Here is an 18,142-nt window from a genome sequence, read left to right as displayed (position 1 = left end):
TGAAAGTGTAACCGAGTGTTCTGACAGCGCCATCCTACCGGTGTTGCGGTTCGGTGTAGCGGTAGAGCCGGCAGAAGTCCTCGTGTACCTGGGGATCGGGGCGCTTCTGCACCCGCACGCCGGCTGCCGGGTAGCGCCCCAGCAGCACCTTCGGGCGCACCGGGCGCGGGTAGAAGCCGCCGCCGCAGTTGGGGCAGACGTTGTGCAGCCGCTCCACGCAGTCGGCGCAGAAGGTGCATTCGAAGGAGCAGATGCGGGCTTCGGTGCTGGCGGGCGGCAGGGCGCGGGCGCAGGCTTCGCAGGTGGGGCGCAGCTCGAGCATCGGGGCTCTCCTGGGGGGGGGGGCGACCGCTCATCCTAGTGCGCCCGCCAGGCGGCGCCCAGTCACGAGCGTTCACTGTAAAGCGGATGAAACAGGTGGCTGTCCGGTCGCCCAGGCTGGTCTAGCCTCTAGCTGCTGCTTCGGTCTTGCAAGGAGCCTTGCCATGCCTCTCGAACACCACGCCCTGGAACGCGAATTCCCTGATGATCACGCCACGATGCACGAACTTCTCCAGCACAACGTGCACTTTGCCCGCCTGGCCGCCGAGTACCACCACCTCGACACGCGCATCTACGAAGTGGAGGACGGCCGGCATGCCCTGGATGACCTGCAACTGCACAGCCTGAAGATGAAGCGGGTCGCCCTGAAGGACGAGATCGCCCAGCTGCTCAGGGCCCATCAGGGCGGTTGACCGGCGTCAACGCGGTGCCCGGGGCGGCTGGCTAGGCTGGCCGCCTTTCCCCTTCGGAGCACTCGCCATGACGGCCTACGACACCCTTCCGAGCGCCACCCCCGAATCCGACCGCAAGGCCCAGTACGAGGCGCGCCGAGCCGAGGAACGACGTGACCGCCTGCGCCAGCAGCTGGACCTGCTGGACAAGCGCATCGCCCGCGTCCAGGCCGGCACCGAGCCGCTGGACGGCTCCAGCCTGCAGGCCCTGCAGATGCGCCGCGAAGGCCTGGCCCAGGACCTGGCTCGCCTGCCACGCAAGGAAGGCTGCTGCGGCTGCGGGCGCGCCTGCAAGGGGTGATCCGCTATCATGCGGGCTTCGTTTTTCTGACGGAGTCCGCTGATGGCCAAGGCCAAGCGCATGTACGGCTGCACCGAGTGCGGCTCGACCTTTCCCAAATGGGCTGGCCAGTGTGCCGATTGCGGGGCCTGGAACACCCTGGTGGAAACCGTGGTGGAAGGGGCTGCCGCCTCGTCCTCCAGCGGGCGCGCCGGCTGGGCCGGCGGCCAGGCGCAGATCAAGACCCTGGCCGAGGTCAGCGTCGAGGAGATGCCGCGCTTCTCCACCGCATCGGCCGAACTGGACCGGGTGCTCGGCGGCGGCCTGGTCGACGGTTCGGTGGTGCTGATCGGCGGTGACCCCGGCATCGGCAAGTCCACCATCCTCCTGCAGACCCTCTGCAACATCGCCACCCGCTTCCCCGCGCTCTACGTCACCGGTGAGGAATCCCAGCAGCAGGTCGCCATGCGCGCCCGTCGCCTCGGGCTGCCCGAGGACAAGCTCAAGGTGATGACCGAGACCTGCATCGAAAGCATCATCGCCACCGCGCGGGTGGAGAAGCCCAAGGTGATGGTGATCGACTCCATCCAGACCATCTTCACCGAGCAGCTGCAGTCCGCCCCCGGCGGCGTGGCCCAGGTGCGCGAGAGCGCCGCGCTGCTGGTGCGCTACGCCAAGCAGAGCGGCACGGCGATCTTCCTGGTGGGCCACGTGACCAAGGAGGGCGCCCTGGCAGGCCCCCGCGTGCTGGAGCACATGGTCGACACGGTGCTTTATTTCGAGGGCGAGTCCGACGGCCGCCTGCGCCTGCTGCGGGCGGTGAAGAACCGCTTCGGCGCGGTGAACGAGCTGGGCGTGTTCGGCATGACCGATCGCGGCCTGAAGGAGGTCTCCAACCCCTCGGCGATTTTCCTCACCCGCGCCCAGGAAGCGGTGCCCGGCAGCGTGGTGATGGCCACCTGGGAAGGCTCGCGGCCGATGCTGGTGGAGGTGCAGGCGCTGGTGGACACCAGCCACCTGGCCAACCCGCGCCGGGTCACCCTGGGCCTGGACCCGAACCGCCTGGCCATGCTGCTGGCGGTGCTGCACCGCCACGGCGGCATCCCCACCCACGACCAGGATGTGTTCCTCAACGTGGTGGGCGGGGTGAAGGTGCTGGAGACGGCCTCCGACCTGGCGCTGATCGCCGCCATCATGTCGAGCCTGCGCAACCGGCCGCTGGAGCATGATCTGCTGGTGTTCGGCGAGGTGGGTCTGTCTGGCGAGGTGCGCCCGGTGCCCAGCGGGCAGGAGCGCCTGAAGGAGGCGGGCAAGCATGGCTTCAAGCGGGCCATCGTGCCCAAGGGGAACGCCCCGAAGGAGGCGCCCCCCGGCTTGCGGGTCATCGCAGTGACGCGCCTGGAGCAGGCGCTCGACGCGCTGTTCGAGTAGCGCTCAAGCCTCCACGAGGGCGGCGAGGTCGCGCTCCAGCAGCGTCTCGTCGCCCAGGTTCAGCTCCATCAGCCGGCGCAGGTGGGCGATGGAGTCCAGGTCGATGTGCTGGCAGACGAAGCCCAGCTGATCGTCGTGGATCCGGGTGAGGACCACGTCCATGCGCACCAGGGCATCCCGGGACAGGTGGATGACCGCCTGGAAGGGCTGGTCCCCGTCCCCGTTCCAATTATTCGGGCGGCTCAGCAGCAGGCCTTTCAGGGAGATGTCCTGCAGCTCGGCCTGCCATTGGCGCTCGCCCTGGATCAGTTCGGTCACGGCGTCGAACGCGACCCGGTGGAAGCGCCGTCGTTCGTGTTCTTTCTGGCTCATCGCTCAAGACTCCTGGGCAGTTTGGATCACTATAGACAAGGGCTAGATTACCCGCTCATCCCCGGCGACGACGCCAGGCCAGCAGCAGGCCGCCGGCTACCAGCAGTGCACCGAAGCCATAGGCGGCATGGCGTCGGGACGGCGCCAGGGCGGTGATGGCGCTCCAGCGCTCTTCCCATTGGCGGGGTTTGGCCCGCTCGAAATCCGGATCTTCACACGTCTTGCCGAAGTTGCCGGCCCACTCTACGAACGGACCGTTCTCCACGTAGCGGCGGTAAATGCGCCGGGCGCTGTCCATATCGCGGTACTCCAGCCACCCGCTGGCTTGACACAGTGCAGCGGCGAAGGCCTGGCTGGTGTGCGGCAGCCGGTCGGCGGCGCGTTCGGCCAGGTCCGCCGCCACCCAGCGGTAGTGGAAGCGGCGGTTGGGCTCGGCCAGTGCGCTGTTCTGGCGCCTGGCTTCGTCTTCGCTCAGCCAGCCGGCCGGGTCCTGTCGTTCCACCTGGAGCTGGTAGTAGTTGCCTTCGTAGACCTTGAAGTCCGGTGACATCTCGTAGCCCAGCAGCTCCATGCCGCGCCAGCGTGCCAGGACGGCGGCGGTGTAGTAGGCCTCGGCCTGGCCGATGTCGGTCCAGCGGCTCTCCGCCTCCCGGCGTGCCCGGGCGTACTCGCGGGCGATGGTGCGCAGCTCCTCGGTGGCGAAGTAGGCCGGTGCCTCGTCGTAGCGCCCTTCGCGCATCAGGCGACGACCCAGCAGCTCCCGCAGCAGGGTGGCAATCGGGCGAGGCAGGTAGGCGTCGCCTTGGGCTTGGTCCTGCGGATTGGGCGCTGGCACCTTGGCGTCGACGAATCCCTTCAGCTCATCTGCGGTGAGCACCCGTTCGGCGAGGGTGGCGGTGTCCTCCCAGTAGATCTCGCCGCTGCGGTAGAGCATGTCCAAGGCGTCCAGGTAGTCGCCGCGCTTAAGCGCGAGTACGGCGCGCTCGCCGTCGACCCGGCAGTGGGGCTTCACCGTTTCCAGGTAGCCGTCGTCGTCGCGCCGGTAGGCCCAGCTCTCGTCCTCGGGGAAGGCCTGGGAGGCCTTGGCATAGGCCTGGGTGGCCGTAGTGATGTCGCCGTCGTGCAGTGCCACCTTGGCGCGGATCCACCAGGCGAGGCCCGAGTCGCCGGCCTTTTCCAGCAGACGCCGGGCCGTGTCGTACTGGCCGCTCTGGTAGGCCAGGGTGGCGAGGCGATCGGCATTGGGCAGGGCCGGTTCGTCCAGCGACAGCAACAGCTGGACGAGGGGCTTCTCGGCCTCGGTCTGGCCCTCGTAGTCCCAGCCGATTCGGGTCAGCAGGCGGATGGTCAGCAACTGCTGGACCTCCGGAACCTCCAGCAGCGGGCGCAACTGATCCACCGGCATCTGCGCCAGTTCGCTGGAGAGGAACTTGAGGGAACTGATGCCGACGCTGGAGTTCAGCGCCGCCTGGTTGGAATAGAAGCGGATGGCCTGGCCCCAGTCGCCGGCGTCCTTGGCCACGCGGGCCTCTTCCCCGAGGCTGGCGGCGGCCAGTTCCAGCGGGTCGGGGAAACCGTCCAGGACCAGTTGGCGGGTCAGCTGGAAGGCCTCGCGGGCGGCCTGGGCGTGGGCCTGCCGGCGCTGCTCGGCCTCGACATCGGTGGTCACGTCGTCGGAAGCGGGCAGGTCGCGGCTCATTTCCGCCTGTGCGCGCCCCAGGGAATAGGCCGCCCAGGTGCTGCGGGCCCGGCGTTGGTCGGCGGGCAGGGCGAGCAGGCGGCGGAAGTAGCCGCTGGCCTCTTCCCCGTCCCGGCGGAAGGCCACGGCGCCGGCGATGTAGAGACGCTGCTCTTCTGGCAGGTCGCCGGCCTGGGCTTCCACCTGGGCGGGGTCATCCAGGGCACGCAACTGCTCGACGCGCTGGGCGACGTCGCGTCCCAGTTCGTCCCGCTCCACCCACTCCCGCTGGCGCACGTAGTTCTCGTTGTCCGCCTCCCAATAGATCACCAGGGTGGCCTGGCTCACCGGTTTGAGCCCGGCGATGGGCGGGGCCAGGTGGGTGGCTTCGAAGACGAAGTTGTTCTCCGGCATCTCGGTCAGGGTGCGGGCGCGGTTGTCCAGCAGGGTCAGGCTGAAGTCGGGCCCGCAGGCCAGGGCCTGGTTGGCCAGCGGCAGGGCCAGGGCGATGGCCAGGGCCAGGCGGGCGAGGGGCCGATCAGGGTTGTGCATGGAGTCCTCCTTGAGCAGGTGCATGGCAGCGGGCCCAGCCCAGCGCTCGGCGCTGGCCCGCTTGCAGGTAGAGGGTGGGGCCGGCCTCGCGTTCCAGGCGCAGGCCGGCGTCGTCCGTGACGAGGCGATAGCCCGGCAGGGCGTCATGGGCGAAGCAGTCATGGGCGGCCAGTTGCAGGCGAGCGGGCAGCGCTGCCGGGGCATTGCCGAGGTTGGCCAGGGTCAGTTCGTTGAGCTGGGGGTCGTTGTCCGGGCGTCGCACGTCCAGGCGCAGGTCGGCCGCCAGTGCTTCGCCCCGGGCCACCGCCATCAGCGTCGCCAGCGGCCAGGCGCGGCGATCCCCGGGCAGGGGCAGGCGGAACCAGATCAGGCCCGCCAGGTGTGTGGGCGGGTCGCGGCGCAACTGGGCGACGAGCCCGGCGACCTGCTGGGGATCGGCCATCCATTCCTGGCGCGCCCCGGCGATGGGCAGCGGTGCTTCGCTCTCCACCTGAACGCCGTCGTCGGAGCGGATCAGGCCGGCGCCGTAGGCGGGCAGGGCGAGGAGGAAGGGCGTGGGGCTGACGGCATCCCAGCGGCGCGCCCATTCCAGGGCCTGGCGCTCGTCGAACAGGCCCTTTTCCGGCGCGCTGACACCGTGCACCTGGAGGACGCTGCCGTCGACCTGGGCGAGCACGTCCGGCAGGCGGGGGCTCGACAGCCAGGCGGGCAGGGCGGTGATGCCGAGCTGCATGCCGGTGGGCAAGCTGGCGCGCAGCTCACTGAGGAAGCGGGCGTAGTCCGCCAGGCGCGCGCTGGCGCAGTCGTGGTCGATTTCCACGGCCACCGGGGTGAGCCCGGTGCGTTGCCAGTCCGCCAGCAGGCTGCCGATCTCGTCCCGTGCGCGCTGGCTGTCCAGTTGCGGCAACTGGCCGTCCAGGCGCACCACGGCGACCCAGGGGCGGCCGTCCTGGCGCAGCAGGTCGGTGTCGATGCGGGCCCGCGACCAGCCGGCGCCCGGGTGGGCCTGGAGTGCCAGTACGCGCAGGGTGGAGAAGGTGGCGTGGCTGGCGCGCAGGGCCTCGGCGTGAGCCGGGGTCCATTGGCGTTGCCAGACGTAGAGCTGCTGGTCGAGCGGCGGCGAGTGCCCGTCCCGGCAGGCGGCCAGCATCAGCAAGGCTGCGAAGAGTGCCGCGATCCTGCGGCGGAGGGGGCCGGTCATGGACGGTCATCGATGGGGCAGGCGGGCCTGCTGGCCCGGTCGCGGCGGATTAGACTCCCAATCCCCAGCGCCGGCAAGGGGCGCCCGCCAACCCGTTCACATCCCCGGCGACCGCTCGCCGGATGGTTGGCCGTTCGGTTTGACAGCCGCTTTCCTGTCACCAAAGCTGCATGAGCTATTCACCTTCTGATTACCTGTGGAGTGCAGCTAATGGACAACCGACTGCTGGTCAAAGGTCTGATTGCGGGATTGCTCTGTGTTGGCAGCGTGGCGGCTCATGCCGATGCTGCCGGCGGCAACGGATGCGGCTGGGGCAACATGCTCTTCGAAGGGCAGCGCGGCATGGCCCCCCACTTCCTCGCCACCACCACCAACGGCACCTCGGGCAACGCCACCTTCGGCATGACCTCCGGGACCAACGGGTGCGACACCAGCGTCAAGCTGGGCTACGGCGGCCGCTCGATGCTGGCCATGAACGGCATGCTCGACAACATCGCCGAGGACATGGCCCAGGGCCAGGGCGAGGCGCTGGATGCCTACGCCACCCTGCTGGGCGTGGAGAAGGCCGACCGTGCCCACTTCGCCAAGATCACCCAGGAGAACTTCGCGCAGATCTTCTCCGCCCCCGACGTGACCGGCGAGCAGGTGCTGGCCAACACCCTCGACGTGATGAGCCGCGACCAGCAGCTGGCGCGCTACGCCAAGCAACCGGCCTGATCGGCAGGTGCAACGAAGAAGCCGGGCGATGCCCGGCTTTTTCATGCCTGCGGGATACGTGAGGGGGCATGCGCGGCGCGTGCCGGCGTGGCGGGCGGCGTTGCGGGTGTCCTCAGACCCTTCCTGCGATTTTCTGCGTGAGGAAGGAAATTCATCGAAGGTGTCTTCCGGCGCGGTTGTCGGAAGGCTCTAGACCAATGTCTAGACCTCAATCGGGAAGGATGGGGCTAAGCTTGTGCGGCAGCTCGTCTGTCCATCCATTGGGAGTCTCCTATGAACAATAACAACAGCGTCGCGCGCCACCTGCCCTGGGCAGTGCTGGCCGTCATCGGCGCCAGTGCCTTGGGCGTGGTCGCGTTGCGCCGCGGCGAGGCCATCAACGCCTTGTGGATCGTGGTGGCAGCCGTGGCGCTCTACCTGATCGCCTACCGCTACTACAGCCTGTTCATCGCCAGCAAGGTGATGCAGCTCGATCCGACCCGCGCCACTCCGGCGCTGATCAACAACGACGGCCTGGACTACGTCCCGACCAACAAGCACATCCTCTTCGGCCACCACTTCGCCGCCATCGCCGGCGCCGGCCCGCTGGTGGGCCCGGTGCTCGCCGCACAGATGGGCTACCTGCCCGGCACGCTCTGGCTGATCGCCGGGGTGGTGCTGGCCGGCGCGGTGCAGGACTTCATGGTCCTGTTCATCTCCACCCGCCGTAACGGCCGCTCCCTGGGTGAGCTGGTGCGCGAGGAAATGGGCCAGGTGCCCGGCACCATCGCGCTGTTCGGCGCCTTCCTGATCATGATCATCATCCTCGCGGTGCTCTCGCTGATCGTGGTGAAGGCACTGGCCGAGAGCCCCTGGGGCATGTTCACGGTGATGGCGACCATCCCCATCGCGGTGTTCATGGGCGTGTACATGCGCTACATCCGCCCGGGCCGCATCGGTGAGATCTCGCTGATCGGCGTTGTCCTGCTGCTGGCCTCCATCTGGCTGGGCGGCCAGGTCGCCGCGGACCCGGTCTGGGGGCCGGCGTTCACCTTCACCGGGATCCAGATCACCTGGATGCTGATCGGCTATGGCTTCGTCGCCGCCGTGCTGCCGGTGTGGCTGATCCTCGCCCCGCGCGACTACCTGTCCACCTTCCTCAAGATCGGCACCATCATCGCCCTGGCCATCGGCATCCTGGTGACCATGCCGATGCTGAAGATGCCGGCCCTGACCCAGTTCATCGACGGCACCGGCCCGGTGTGGAAGGGCAACCTGTTCCCCTTCCTGTTCATCACCATCGCCTGTGGTGCGGTGTCCGGCTTCCACGCGCTGATCAGCTCCGGCACCACGCCCAAGCTGCTGGCCAGCGAGACCCACGCCCGTTACATCGGCTACGGCGGCATGCTGATGGAGTCCTTCGTCGCCATCATGGCCATGGTCGCTGCCTCGGTGATCGAGCCGGGCGTGTACTTCGCCATGAACAGCCCGCCGGCCGTGGTCGGCACCGACGTCGCCGCCGTGGCGGCCACCGTCAGCAGCTGGGGCTTCACCATCACCCCCGAGCAGCTGGAAGCCACCGCCCGTGACATCGGCGAGCACACCATCCTGGCCCGTGCCGGTGGTGCGCCGACCCTGGCCGTGGGCATCGCGCAGATCCTCCACCAGGTGCTGCCGGGCGAGAACACCATGGCGTTCTGGTACCACTTCGCGATCCTCTTCGAGGCGCTGTTCATCCTCACCGCCGTGGACGCCGGCACCCGTGCCGGGCGCTTCATGCTGCAGGACCTGCTGGGCAACTTCGTCCCGGCGCTGAAGAAGACCGACTCCTGGTTCGCCAACGTGCTTGCCACCGCCGGTTGCGTGGCCCTCTGGGGCTGGCTGCTGTACCAGGGCGTGATCGACCCGCTGGGCGGCATCAACACCCTGTGGCCGCTGTTCGGCATCTCCAACCAGATGCTCGCCGGCATCGCCCTGATGCTGGGCTGCGTGGTGCTGATCAAGATGAAGCGCCAGCGCTACGTGTGGGTGACGCTGATCCCGGCCACCTGGCTGCTGATCTGCACCACCACCGCCGGCCTGATCAAGCTGCTGGACCCGAACCCCGCCGTCGGCTTCCTGGCCCTGGCCAAGAAGTACAGCGACGCCGCCGCCGCCGGCCAGGTGCTGGCTCCGGCCAAGGACATGGCGCAGATGCAGCACGTCATCTTCAACGCCTACACCAACGCCACCCTGACCGTGCTGTTCCTGTTCGTGGTGCTCAGCGTGCTGTTCTATGCCTTCAAGGTCGGCCGTGCCGCCTGGAGCAAGCCCGAGCGCAGCGACAAGGAAACGCCGTTCCAGCCGATCCCGGACGCCTGAGGAGTGAACGCGCATGTTCAATGACCTGAGCCGCATGGGTAAGTACCTCGGGCAGGCCGCCCGGATGCTGGTGGGCATGCCCGACTACGACACCTACGTCGAGCACATGCGCAACAAGCACCCGGACCAGCCGGTGATGAGCTACGAGGCGTTCTTCCGGGAGCGCCAGGAAGCCCGTTACGGGGGCGGGAAGGGGCGGCCCATCCGCTGCTGTTGAAACCTGCTCCGCCAGGCTGCTGTGCTTGGCGAGGCAGATCGAGGTACAACCGCGCCACGCTTAGCCGTGGCGCGTGTTTTTGGAGATCGCGATGTACCCAACACCCATCCCCGTCACCGTGCTCACCGGCTTTCTCGGTGCCGGCAAGACCACGCTCCTGAAGCACATCCTCAAGGCCGAGCACGGCCTGAAGATCGCGGTGATCGAGAACGAATTCAGCGAGACCCCCATCGACGGCCAACTGCTGGGTGACGAGCCGGTGCAGGTGATGACCCTGGCCAACGGCTGCGTCTGCTGCTCCATCCACGTCGAGCTGGAAAAGGCCCTGTTCCTCCTGCTGGAGCGCCTGGACGCCGGCGAACTGGCCTTCGACCGCCTGGTGATCGAGTGCACCGGCCTGGCCGACCCGGCGCCCGTGGCGCAGACCTTCTTCGCCGATGAAGCCCTCTGCGAGCGCTACGTGCTGGACGGCATCATCACCCTGGTGGACGCCGTGAATGCCGAGCGCCACCTGGCCGAACCCATCGCCCAGGCCCAGGTGGGGTTCGCCGACCGCATCCTGGTGAGCAAGCGCGACCTGGTGGACGAGGCGCACTTCGAAGGTCTCAGCCAGCGTCTCTCGCGGATCAACCGCCGGGCGCCGGTGCGCGTCGTCGATCACGGTCGCATCGACCTGGCCGAACTGCTGGACGTGCGCGGCTTCAACCTCAACGCCGACATCGGCCCCGTGCTGACCTTGCGCCCCGTGCGCCCGGCCGCCACCCCGGACCGCATCGGCACCCTGGTGCTCAAGAGCGACAAGCCGCTGGACATGGAGCGCCTCAGCGCCTTCATGGAGGGGCTGCTGGAGCGCCACGGCAACGCCCTGCTGCGCTACAAGGGCGTGCTCGCGGTGGCCGGCGAAGCCCGTCGCCTGGTGTTCCAGGGCGTACTGCGCCTGTACGGCTTCGACTGGGACCGCGAATGGGAGGCGGACGAGCCGCGCGAGAGCGTGATGGTCTTCATCGGTGACAACCTCCCGGAAGACGAGATCCGCGCCGGATTCGAAGCCGCCGCCCACTGAGCGTCATCGGTGATTGGAATGCCGCTTGAAAGTAAATAGAATCACTCGCATTTGATTCTTTTCCTCTTTCGGCGTGCCCCGTATGACCGATGCCGTAGCGGCACCCGGCGACACCCCCGGTTCGCTCTACCGTGAGCACCGCAGCTGGCTCGAAGGCTGGCTGCGGCGCCGCCTGGGCAACGCCTGGGATGCCGCCGACCTGACCCAGGACACCTTCGTCCGCGTGCTGGCGGCCCACCAGCAGCGCACCTTGCCGACCCTGGCCGAGCCACGCGCCTACCTGCTCACCATCGGTCGCCGCCTGCTGATCAACCACCACAAGCGCCGCAGCCTCGAACAGGCCTACCTGGACGCCCTGGCCTGCCTGCCCGAGGCCGAGGTGCCGTCGCCGGAGCAGCGCTGGCTGGTGCTGGAAACCCTGCACGCCCTCGACGAACTGCTGGACGGCCTGCCCCTGGCGGTACGCCGGGCCTTCCTCTGGTCGCAGCTCGAAGGGCTGGACTATGCCCGTATCGCCGAGCGCCTGGCGGTGTCCGAGCGCACGGTGAAGCGCTACATGGCGCGTGCCTACGAGCACTGCCTGCTGGTGGAGCTGTGAGCGCCCACGCTGCGGAACCGGCGCGGCGCATCGCCCGCGAGGCCGCGCAATGGCTGGTGCTCCGGGACGCCGGCGGGCTGGGCCCGGAGCAAGCGGCTGCGCTGCAGCACTGGCGCGCCCTCAGCGAGGCCCACGAGGCTGCCTGGCAACGGGCCGAGGCGCTGCGCCAGCGCTTCGCCGGGTTGCCCGCGCCCCTGGCCCTGGCCAGCCTGGACCGCGCCGACCTCGGCCGGCGCCGTGCGCTCAAGCAGGTGCTGGGCCTCGCCACCCTCGCCCCGGCAGCCTGGCTGGCCTACCGCCAGGCGCCCGTGGCCAGTTGGCGCGCGGACCTGCGCACCGCCACCGGTGAGCGTCGCGATATCGACCTGCCCGGTGGGGGCCGCCTGCACCTGAACACCGCCAGCGCGGTCAACCTCGGCCCCGGCGTCATCGAGCTGGTGGCCGGCGAGATCGCCGTGGAAACCCCCGGCCCGCTGCGGGTCGAGCGGGCCGAAGGCCGCCTGCTGACCGACGCTGCGCGCTTCTGCGTGCGGCAACTGGAGGCGGGCTGCCTGGTGTCGGTGGAAGCGGGCACGGTTCGCCTACACCCTGCGACCGGGCAGGTAGTGGCGCTGTCTGCGGGCCAGCGTGCCGGCCTGCTCCCGACAGGCACCACGCCGGTGACGCGCTTCGACCCCGAGCAGCCCGACTGGCGCCAGGGGGTGCTGATCGTCGAGAACCGCCCCCTCGGCACCGTGCTGCGCGAGCTGGATCGCTACCGCCCCGGCCTGCTGCGCTGGGACGCGGCGCTGGAGGCGCTGCCGGTGACCGGCACCTTCCGCCTCGACGACACCGACCGCGTGCTCGCACTGCTCGCCGCCACCCTGCCGCTGGAGGTGCATTACCGCACGCGCTACTGGGTCTCCCTGGTGCCGCGTACCCATGTCGGGTGAAGGCTGTCCCTTTTTTTCGCGTCGCTTGTCATCCCAGAAGACAACACGAAAAAGAGAGCCTTCCATGACCTCCCGTTCCCCATCCTTCCCCCTGGCCCGGCACCTGCTGCGGGCCAGCCTTCTCCTGGCCCTCGGCCTGCCCAGCGCCTGGGCCGATGACGGCGCCCGGCGCAGCTACCAGGTGCCTGCGGGCAGCCTGGCCAGTGCCCTGACCCGTTTCGCCGGCCAGGCCGGCGTGAGCCTGTCCGTGGACCCCGCCCTGGTGGATGGGCTCGACAGCCCCGGGCTGCAGGGTGAATACGGCATCGACGAAGGCTTCGATGCCCTGCTGCGGGGCTCGGGGCTGATGCTGCTGCCGGCCGGGGAGGGGGGCTACACCCTGCAACGCCTGCCGCCGCGTGCCGAGGGGGCCGAGGAGCTGCCGACCATCGCCGTCACCGGCGAAGGCGTCGGGATGGGTGGCGATGCCTACGCCGGCGGGCAGGTGTCGCGCCGCGGCAGCCTCGGGCTGCTGGGCGAGCGGGACTTCCTGGAAACGCCCCTGAGCCAGACCTCCTACACCAGCGAGATGGTGAAGAACCAGCAGGCCCGCACCCTGGCCGACCTGGTCGCCAGCGACCCCTCGGTGCGCAGCACCAACCCCTCGGCGGGGCGCTTCGAGCAGTTCTCCATCCGTGGCTACAGCCTCTACAACAGCGATGTCGCCTTCGGCGGCCTGTACGGCGTGCTGCCCACCTATTCCATCGATATGGAGATGGTCGAGCGGGTGGACGTGCTCAAGGGCCCGGGCGCCCTGCTCGGCGGGCTGGCGCCCAACGGCAGCGTCGGTGGCTCGATCAACATCGAGCCCAAGCGCGCCGGGGCCGACCCGGTCACCGAATTCACCGCCATGCAGGCCTCCACCGGGCAACTGGGCGGTCACGTGGACATCGGCCGGCGCTTCGGCGAGGACCAGCGCTTCGGCCTGCGCTTCAACGGCGTGAAACAGTCCGGCGACACCGAATGGGACCACCAGCACCTGGACCGCGACTCCGCCGTGCTCGGGCTCGACCTGCGTGCCGAGCGCGTGCGCCTGTCCCTCGATATCGGGCGGCAGACCCGTGACGTGGACGGCCCCATGGAGCGGGTCGGCCTGAACGCCGGGGTCAAGGTGCCCGACCCGAAGGACATCCACGACAACTTCGCCCAGCCCTGGACCTACTCCCGCGCCAAGGACACCTTCGGTGCCCTGCGTGGCGAGTATGACCTGGGGGACTCCACCCTGCTCTATGCCGCCGTCGGCGCGCGCAAGGGCGACTACGACTTCCTCCGCCATGCCGTGCAGGTCACCAACGACGCCGGGCGCTTCGTGGTCAGCCCCCGCGCCTTCCAGCGCGAGGAGGACGTGCGCACCGCCACCGTCGGCCTGCGTCACTGGTTTGCCACCGGCCCGGTCAGCCATACCCTGAACGCCAGCCTCAACCGCTACGATATGACCTTCGACAACAGTGGCGCGCGCTACGCCAACGGCGTCAGCAACCTGTACAACCCGGTGACCCTGCCGGTGCCGGGCACGCCCACCGCCCCGGACAACCCCACCCACACCGAGAGCGTGCTCAGCAGCCTGGCCCTGGCCGACACCCTCGGCTTCGCCGACGACCAGGTGTTGCTGACCCTCGGTGCGCGCCTGCAGCGGGTGGAAGTGCACAGCTCCGAACCCGGCGAGCCCGACCAGCGCTACGACGAACGCGCCACCTCGCCGGCCCTGGGCGTGGTCTGGCGCACCACCGAGTCCCTGTCGCTCTACGCCAACTACATGGAAGGCCTGACCCAGGGCCAGACCGCGCCGGAGACCGCCAACAACGCCGGCCAGGTGTTCGCCCCCTACCGCAGCAAGCAGGTGGAGGCCGGCATCAAGTACGACATGGGCAACCTGACCAGCACCCTCAGCGTCTTCCGCATCGAAAAGCCGGCCTACTACACCGAGAACGGCTTCCTGCGGCCCGACGGCGAACAGCGCAACCAGGGCGTGGAGCTGAACCTGTTCGGCGAGCCGCTGGAGGGCGTGCGCATCCTCGGCGGCGCGATGCTGCTGGACGCCGAACTGACCCGCACCGCCAATGGCACCAACGACGGCAACCGCGCGGTCGGGGCGCCGATCCTCAATGCCAACCTGGGGTTCGAATGGGACCTGCCCCAGGTCCAGGGGCTGACCCTGTCCGCCCGGGCCATCCACACCGGCGCCCAGTACCTCGACCAGGCCAACACCCAGAAGGCCGATGCCTGGCAGCGCTATGACCTGGGCGCGCGCTATGCCTTCAGCGTCGGCGAGACGGACGTCACCCTGCGCGCCAGCGTGGAGAACGTCATGGACAAGGCCTACTGGGCCTCCGCCAATGTCCCCGACGGCACCGCCACCGGCTTGACCCTCTCCACGCCGCGTACCTGGCTGATGTCGGCGACGTTCGGTTTCTGAGGAGCGTTCCCGGGCTGACTACCGGGAGTGTAGGGTGGGCTTCAGCCCACCATTGGAGCTGCCGGCAACACCTCGGTGGATGGAAAAAGCGCCATCCACCCTACGCCCCGAAAAGCCCCGTGCCTGTAGGGGCGAATTCATTCGCCAAGGGCTGCGTAGCGGCCCCTGGGCGTGTACGACAGGCACAAAAAAGCCCGGCAGGTGCCGGGCTTTCTCGTTCACCGTTCAGGCAATCAGTTGCCGTACACCGGGAACTTGGCGCAGATGGCCTTGACCTGCTCGCGCACGCGGTCGACCACGGACTCGTCGCCCATGTTCTCCAGGATGTCGCAGATCCAGCCGGCCAGTTCGCGGCACTCGGCTTCCTTGAAACCACGGGTGGTCACGGCGGGGGTGCCGATGCGCAGGCCGGAGGTGACGAAGGGGGAGCGCGGGTCGTTGGGCACGCTGTTCTTGTTCACGGTGATGAAGGCGCGACCCAGGGCGGCGTCGGCGTCCTTACCGGTGATGTCCTGCTTGATCAGCGACAGCAGGAACAGGTGGTTCTGGGTGCCACCGGAGACCACGTCGAAGCCGCGTTCGATGAACACGCCGGCCATGGTCTGGGCGTTCTTCAGGACCTGCTGCTGGTAGGCCTTGAACTCGGGCTGCAGGGCTTCCTTGAAGCACACGGCCTTGGCGGCGATCACGTGTTCCAGCGGGCCACCCTGGGCGCCGGGGAAGACGGCGGAGTTCAGCTTCTTCTCGATCTCTTCGTTCTTGCGAGCGAGGATCAGGCCGCCGCGCGGGCCGCGCAGGGTCTTGTGGGTGGTGGTGGTGACCACGTCGGCGAACGGCACCGGGTTCGGGTACACACCGGCGGCGACCAGGCCGGCCACGTGGGCCATGTCGACGAACAGGTAGGCACCGACCTTGTCAGCGATGGCGCGGAAGCGGGCGAAGTCCAGCACCTGGGAGTAGGCGGAGAAGCCGGCGACGATCATCTTCGGCTTGTGCTCGACGGCCAGGCGCTCGACTTCGTCGTAGTCGATCAGGCCGGCGTCGGTGATGCCGTACTGCACGGCGTTGTACAGCTTGCCGGAGGAGGAGACGGAGGCGCCGTGGGTGAGGTGGCCGCCGTGGGCCAGGCTCATGCCGAGGATGGTGTCGCCGGCCGACAGCAGGGCCAGGTAGACGGCGGCGTTGGCCTGGGAACCGGCGTGGGGCTGGACGTTGGCGTAGTCGGCGCCGAACAGCTCCTTGGCTCTGTCAATCGCAAGCTGCTCGACCACGTCGACGTACTCGCAACCGCCGTAGTAGCGCTTGCCCGGGTAACCCTCGGCGTACTTGTTGGTCAGCACGCTACCCTGGGCTTCCATCACCGCCGGGCTGGTGTAGTTCTCCGAGGCGATGAGTTCGATGTGCTCTTCCTGGCGCTGGGCTTCCTGCTCCATCGCGGCGAAGAGTTCGGCATCGTAGCGGGCGAGGGTCAAATCACGGCTGAACATGGCGGTCCTCTCAGGGATCGGTACGTGGAAAGGCGCGCATTCTAACCCATAGGTCGCTGGCTGACACATGAAGGTCGGTCATGCGACAGACAAGTGGCGCTCACGCGGATTCCTCTTCTGCGCCGTGCAGCTCGGCGAGCTTTCCTTGCAGGGCTTCGCGTTCGTGGTCGGCCAGCAGCGGCAGCTGCTGCCAGCATTCGTAGAGCGGCTCCAGCCAGCAGCAGTAGCCGGCATCGGGGCGCTGGCGCTCCAGTTGCTCGAAGGCGATGTGGATCGCCAGGGCGTGGGCGGGTTCCTCCTGGGCCAGGGTGGTGAGCGCGCGGATGGCGGCCACCGTGGTCCAGTCGGTGGGGCCGAACAGGGCACTGAGCAGCAGGGCGCGGCGACGCGAGCCCTCCCATCCGCCGTCGAGCTGGGCGAGGACCTGGGCGGCGGCGGTCTGCACGCGGGTCAGCCAGACCAGCGCGGGGGTCGAGCGGTCGGGCACCGCCGGCGGGTGCACCAGGCACGCCAGCACCTGCGGGGCCTCGTCCTCGCCCAGGCCGGCGGCCACATGGCTGGCCTGGGCCCAGTTGCTACGGGCGTAGGGTTGCGCGGCCAGGCCGGCGATCAGGGCGCTGACCCGCTCGCCGGGCGGCGGCAGGGCGGGCCTGGGCTGGTCGCCTTCGTAGCGCCACAGCAGGTGGTCCACCGGGCCCAGCGGCTGGCGCGGATCGGGGTGGGCGATGGCCTCGGTGGTGACCTCCACCGTGCAGCCGGTGAGGCCGTGGGCAGCCAGTTCTAGGGCGATGGCCAGGGTGTTGCTGGGCGCCTCCAGGGAGGAGGTGCGCAGGCTGATGCGGTCGTTGGCCGAACCGGAAAAGGCCCCCTCCAGCAGCTTTTCGCGGATCTGCCGCAGCACGTTGGCGCTGGCGTCACTCGGCTCCGGCGGGGCACCGGCGGCGAGGAACCACAGCTGGTAGGCGCGCTCGTTGCCGGCCCGGGCGGCGTCGATCACCCGCTGCAAGCGGGCGTCGTCACCTCTGGCCCGCCATTGGCAGTAGTCCAGCGAGGGCTGCGCCCAGTCATGCTCGGGCTGGCGGGCCAGTACCTGTTCGTACCAGCCGCTGGCCTGGGCCCAGCCCTGTTGCTCCAGCCAGGTGTCGCCGGCCTCCAGGTAGGCGCTGATTTCCTCGGGCTGCTGGCGCACCGCCAGGCTGAAGGCGATGTCGGCCTCGGCGGCCCGCCCTTGCTGGCGCAGCAGCAGCCCTCGGGCGACGGCCAGGTGCCAGTCCTGCTCGGCTCGGGCCGGGTCGGCCAGCGCCAGGGCCTGCTCGAAGCAGGCGGCGCGGCGCAGCAGGCCGATGTTCAGCATGGGCCACTGCGCGGCCAGGTCCGGAGAGGGCGTCACCCGTCCGGCGAGGGCGGCCCAGCGGCGCGCGGCGGTGAGCTGGCGGACGCTGGCCTCACGAGCCTCCGGGGTGGCCTGGATGACCCGGGAGAACAGGCGCATCTGCAGCGCCGGGTCCAGTCGCTCCAGGGCGCCGGCCGGCTCCAGCCAGCCGAGTGCCCAGGCGTTGAGGTAGTCGGTGCCCGGGGCGACGTCGATCACCTGCAGCAGCAGGTCGACGGCCTCCGGCAGGCGCTCTTCGCGGGCCATGAGCCAGCTGCGCAGGGCTTCGCTGGCGTAGTAGCGCTGCTCACCGATGGGCAGCAGCTCGGCGTCGGCCGGGCGGCCGACGCGGGCCCGGTACTGCTCGGCCAGGGCCAGCCATTCGGGATTGCCGGGGGCGTAGCGCAGCAGCTCCGCCAGGTGCTCGGCGCCGTGGACGAGGTTGCCCTGCTCCAGTTCGGCGAGGGTGATGAAGTGCTCGTACTCGGCGGTGCCCTGGCGCAATTCGATGCTGCCGCCGGTGGCCTCGGGCGACTCGGGCACGTCGTGGTCGCTGTCGGTGGCGGGTGTGGCGTGCGGGGTGCGGAGGAAGCGTTTCCACCAGGACATGCGGGGCTCCTTGTCGTGTCGTGTGCCGGTCGATGGCGCGAGGTATGACGGTGGCGGTGCGGGTG

Annotated in this window: 16 protein-coding genes; 10 read left to right on the top strand and 6 right to left on the bottom strand. The window is 69.2% G+C overall.

What is annotated here, in order from left to right:
- Window positions 1–34: 34 nt before the first annotated feature.
- Complete coding sequence (locus FBY21_RS15280; RefSeq protein WP_074972942.1) at window positions 35–322, bottom strand: DUF1272 domain-containing protein; 288 nt, start codon at window positions 320–322, stop codon at window positions 35–37.
- A 163-nt stretch (window positions 323–485) separates the two neighbouring features.
- Here FBY21_RS15280 and FBY21_RS15275 point away from each other — a divergent pair, with 163 nt between their 5' ends.
- The 3 genes from FBY21_RS15275 (at window position 486) to radA (ending at window position 2,484) form a co-directional block, all read left to right on the top strand.
- Window positions 486–734 (top strand): YdcH family protein, encoded by a 249-nt coding sequence (locus tag FBY21_RS15275; RefSeq protein ID WP_044410511.1) that lies wholly within the window; start codon window positions 486–488, stop codon window positions 732–734.
- 67 nt (window positions 735–801) lie between these two features.
- Window positions 802–1,074: a hypothetical protein gene (locus FBY21_RS15270; RefSeq protein WP_044410508.1), complete on the top strand. Its 273-nt coding sequence runs from the start codon at window positions 802–804 to the stop codon at window positions 1,072–1,074.
- A gap of 42 nt (window positions 1,075–1,116) precedes the next feature.
- Window positions 1,117–2,484, top strand: coding sequence for a DNA repair protein RadA (gene radA / locus FBY21_RS15265; protein WP_044410504.1), 1,368 nt, complete (start codon window positions 1,117–1,119; stop codon window positions 2,482–2,484).
- A gap of 3 nt (window positions 2,485–2,487) precedes the next feature.
- On the opposite strand, the gene FBY21_RS15260 is transcribed toward radA, so the two are convergent.
- From FBY21_RS15260 to FBY21_RS15250, 3 genes are read right to left on the bottom strand one after another with little or no spacing between them, the layout of a single operon-like run.
- Window positions 2,488–2,856 (bottom strand): PilZ domain-containing protein, encoded by a 369-nt coding sequence (locus tag FBY21_RS15260; protein WP_142012104.1) that lies wholly within the window; start codon window positions 2,854–2,856, stop codon window positions 2,488–2,490.
- 55 nt (window positions 2,857–2,911) lie between these two features.
- Window positions 2,912–5,086: a hypothetical protein gene (locus FBY21_RS15255; protein ID WP_142012102.1), complete on the bottom strand. Its 2,175-nt coding sequence runs from the start codon at window positions 5,084–5,086 to the stop codon at window positions 2,912–2,914.
- On the bottom strand, window positions 5,073–6,287 hold the full coding sequence (locus tag FBY21_RS15250) for a DUF3142 domain-containing protein (RefSeq protein ID WP_142012100.1): 1,215 nt from the start codon (window positions 6,285–6,287) through the stop codon (window positions 5,073–5,075). Before FBY21_RS15250 ends, FBY21_RS15255 begins: the two co-directional genes overlap by 14 nt.
- Window positions 6,288–6,497: 210 nt before the next feature.
- Here FBY21_RS15250 and FBY21_RS15245 point away from each other — a divergent pair, with 210 nt between their 5' ends.
- The 7 genes from FBY21_RS15245 (at window position 6,498) to FBY21_RS15215 (ending at window position 14,609) form a co-directional block, all read left to right on the top strand.
- On the top strand, window positions 6,498–7,004 hold the full coding sequence (locus FBY21_RS15245) for a DUF3015 domain-containing protein (protein WP_044410492.1): 507 nt from the start codon (window positions 6,498–6,500) through the stop codon (window positions 7,002–7,004).
- A gap of 273 nt (window positions 7,005–7,277) precedes the next feature.
- The gene (locus FBY21_RS15240; RefSeq protein WP_044410490.1) at window positions 7,278–9,344 is read left to right on the top strand and encodes a carbon starvation CstA family protein; all 2,067 of its coding nucleotides are present in this window, start codon (window positions 7,278–7,280) and stop codon (window positions 9,342–9,344) included.
- 13 nt (window positions 9,345–9,357) lie between these two features.
- Window positions 9,358–9,561 carry a YbdD/YjiX family protein gene (locus tag FBY21_RS15235; protein WP_044410488.1) on the top strand — a complete coding sequence of 68 codons (204 nt, stop codon included), beginning with the start codon at window positions 9,358–9,360 and terminating at the stop codon, window positions 9,559–9,561.
- A 91-nt stretch (window positions 9,562–9,652) separates the two neighbouring features.
- Window positions 9,653–10,624 carry a GTPase gene (gene yjiA / locus FBY21_RS15230; protein WP_142012097.1) on the top strand — a complete coding sequence of 324 codons (972 nt, stop codon included), beginning with the start codon at window positions 9,653–9,655 and terminating at the stop codon, window positions 10,622–10,624.
- An 82-nt stretch (window positions 10,625–10,706) separates the two neighbouring features.
- The gene (locus tag FBY21_RS15225) at window positions 10,707–11,222 is read left to right on the top strand and encodes a sigma-70 family RNA polymerase sigma factor (protein WP_044410482.1); all 516 of its coding nucleotides are present in this window, start codon (window positions 10,707–10,709) and stop codon (window positions 11,220–11,222) included.
- On the top strand, window positions 11,219–12,154 hold the full coding sequence (locus FBY21_RS15220; protein ID WP_142012095.1) for a DUF4880 domain-containing protein: 936 nt from the start codon (window positions 11,219–11,221) through the stop codon (window positions 12,152–12,154). The genes FBY21_RS15225 and FBY21_RS15220 overlap by 4 nt, the downstream gene beginning before the upstream one ends.
- Window positions 12,155–12,218: 64 nt before the next feature.
- Window positions 12,219–14,609, top strand: a complete 2,391-nt coding sequence (locus FBY21_RS15215) for a TonB-dependent receptor (RefSeq protein WP_142012093.1) — start codon at window positions 12,219–12,221, stop codon at window positions 14,607–14,609.
- Between the two features lie 233 nt (window positions 14,610–14,842).
- On the opposite strand, the gene glyA is transcribed toward FBY21_RS15215, so the two are convergent.
- Window positions 14,843–16,096 carry a serine hydroxymethyltransferase gene (gene glyA, locus FBY21_RS15210; protein WP_107328847.1) on the bottom strand — a complete coding sequence of 418 codons (1,254 nt, stop codon included), beginning with the start codon at window positions 16,094–16,096 and terminating at the stop codon, window positions 14,843–14,845.
- A 100-nt stretch (window positions 16,097–16,196) separates the two neighbouring features.
- Window positions 16,197–18,077, bottom strand: coding sequence for a hypothetical protein (locus FBY21_RS15205; protein ID WP_142012090.1), 1,881 nt, complete (start codon window positions 18,075–18,077; stop codon window positions 16,197–16,199).
- Between the last annotated feature and the right edge of the window lie 65 nt (window positions 18,078–18,142).

The organism is Pseudomonas sp. SLBN-26, from assembly GCF_006715895.1.
GTDB lineage: Bacteria > Pseudomonadota > Gammaproteobacteria > Pseudomonadales > Pseudomonadaceae > Metapseudomonas > Metapseudomonas otitidis.
Note: the sequence above shows the minus strand (reverse complement) of the source record. Positions and strands in the feature narration are given on the sequence as shown.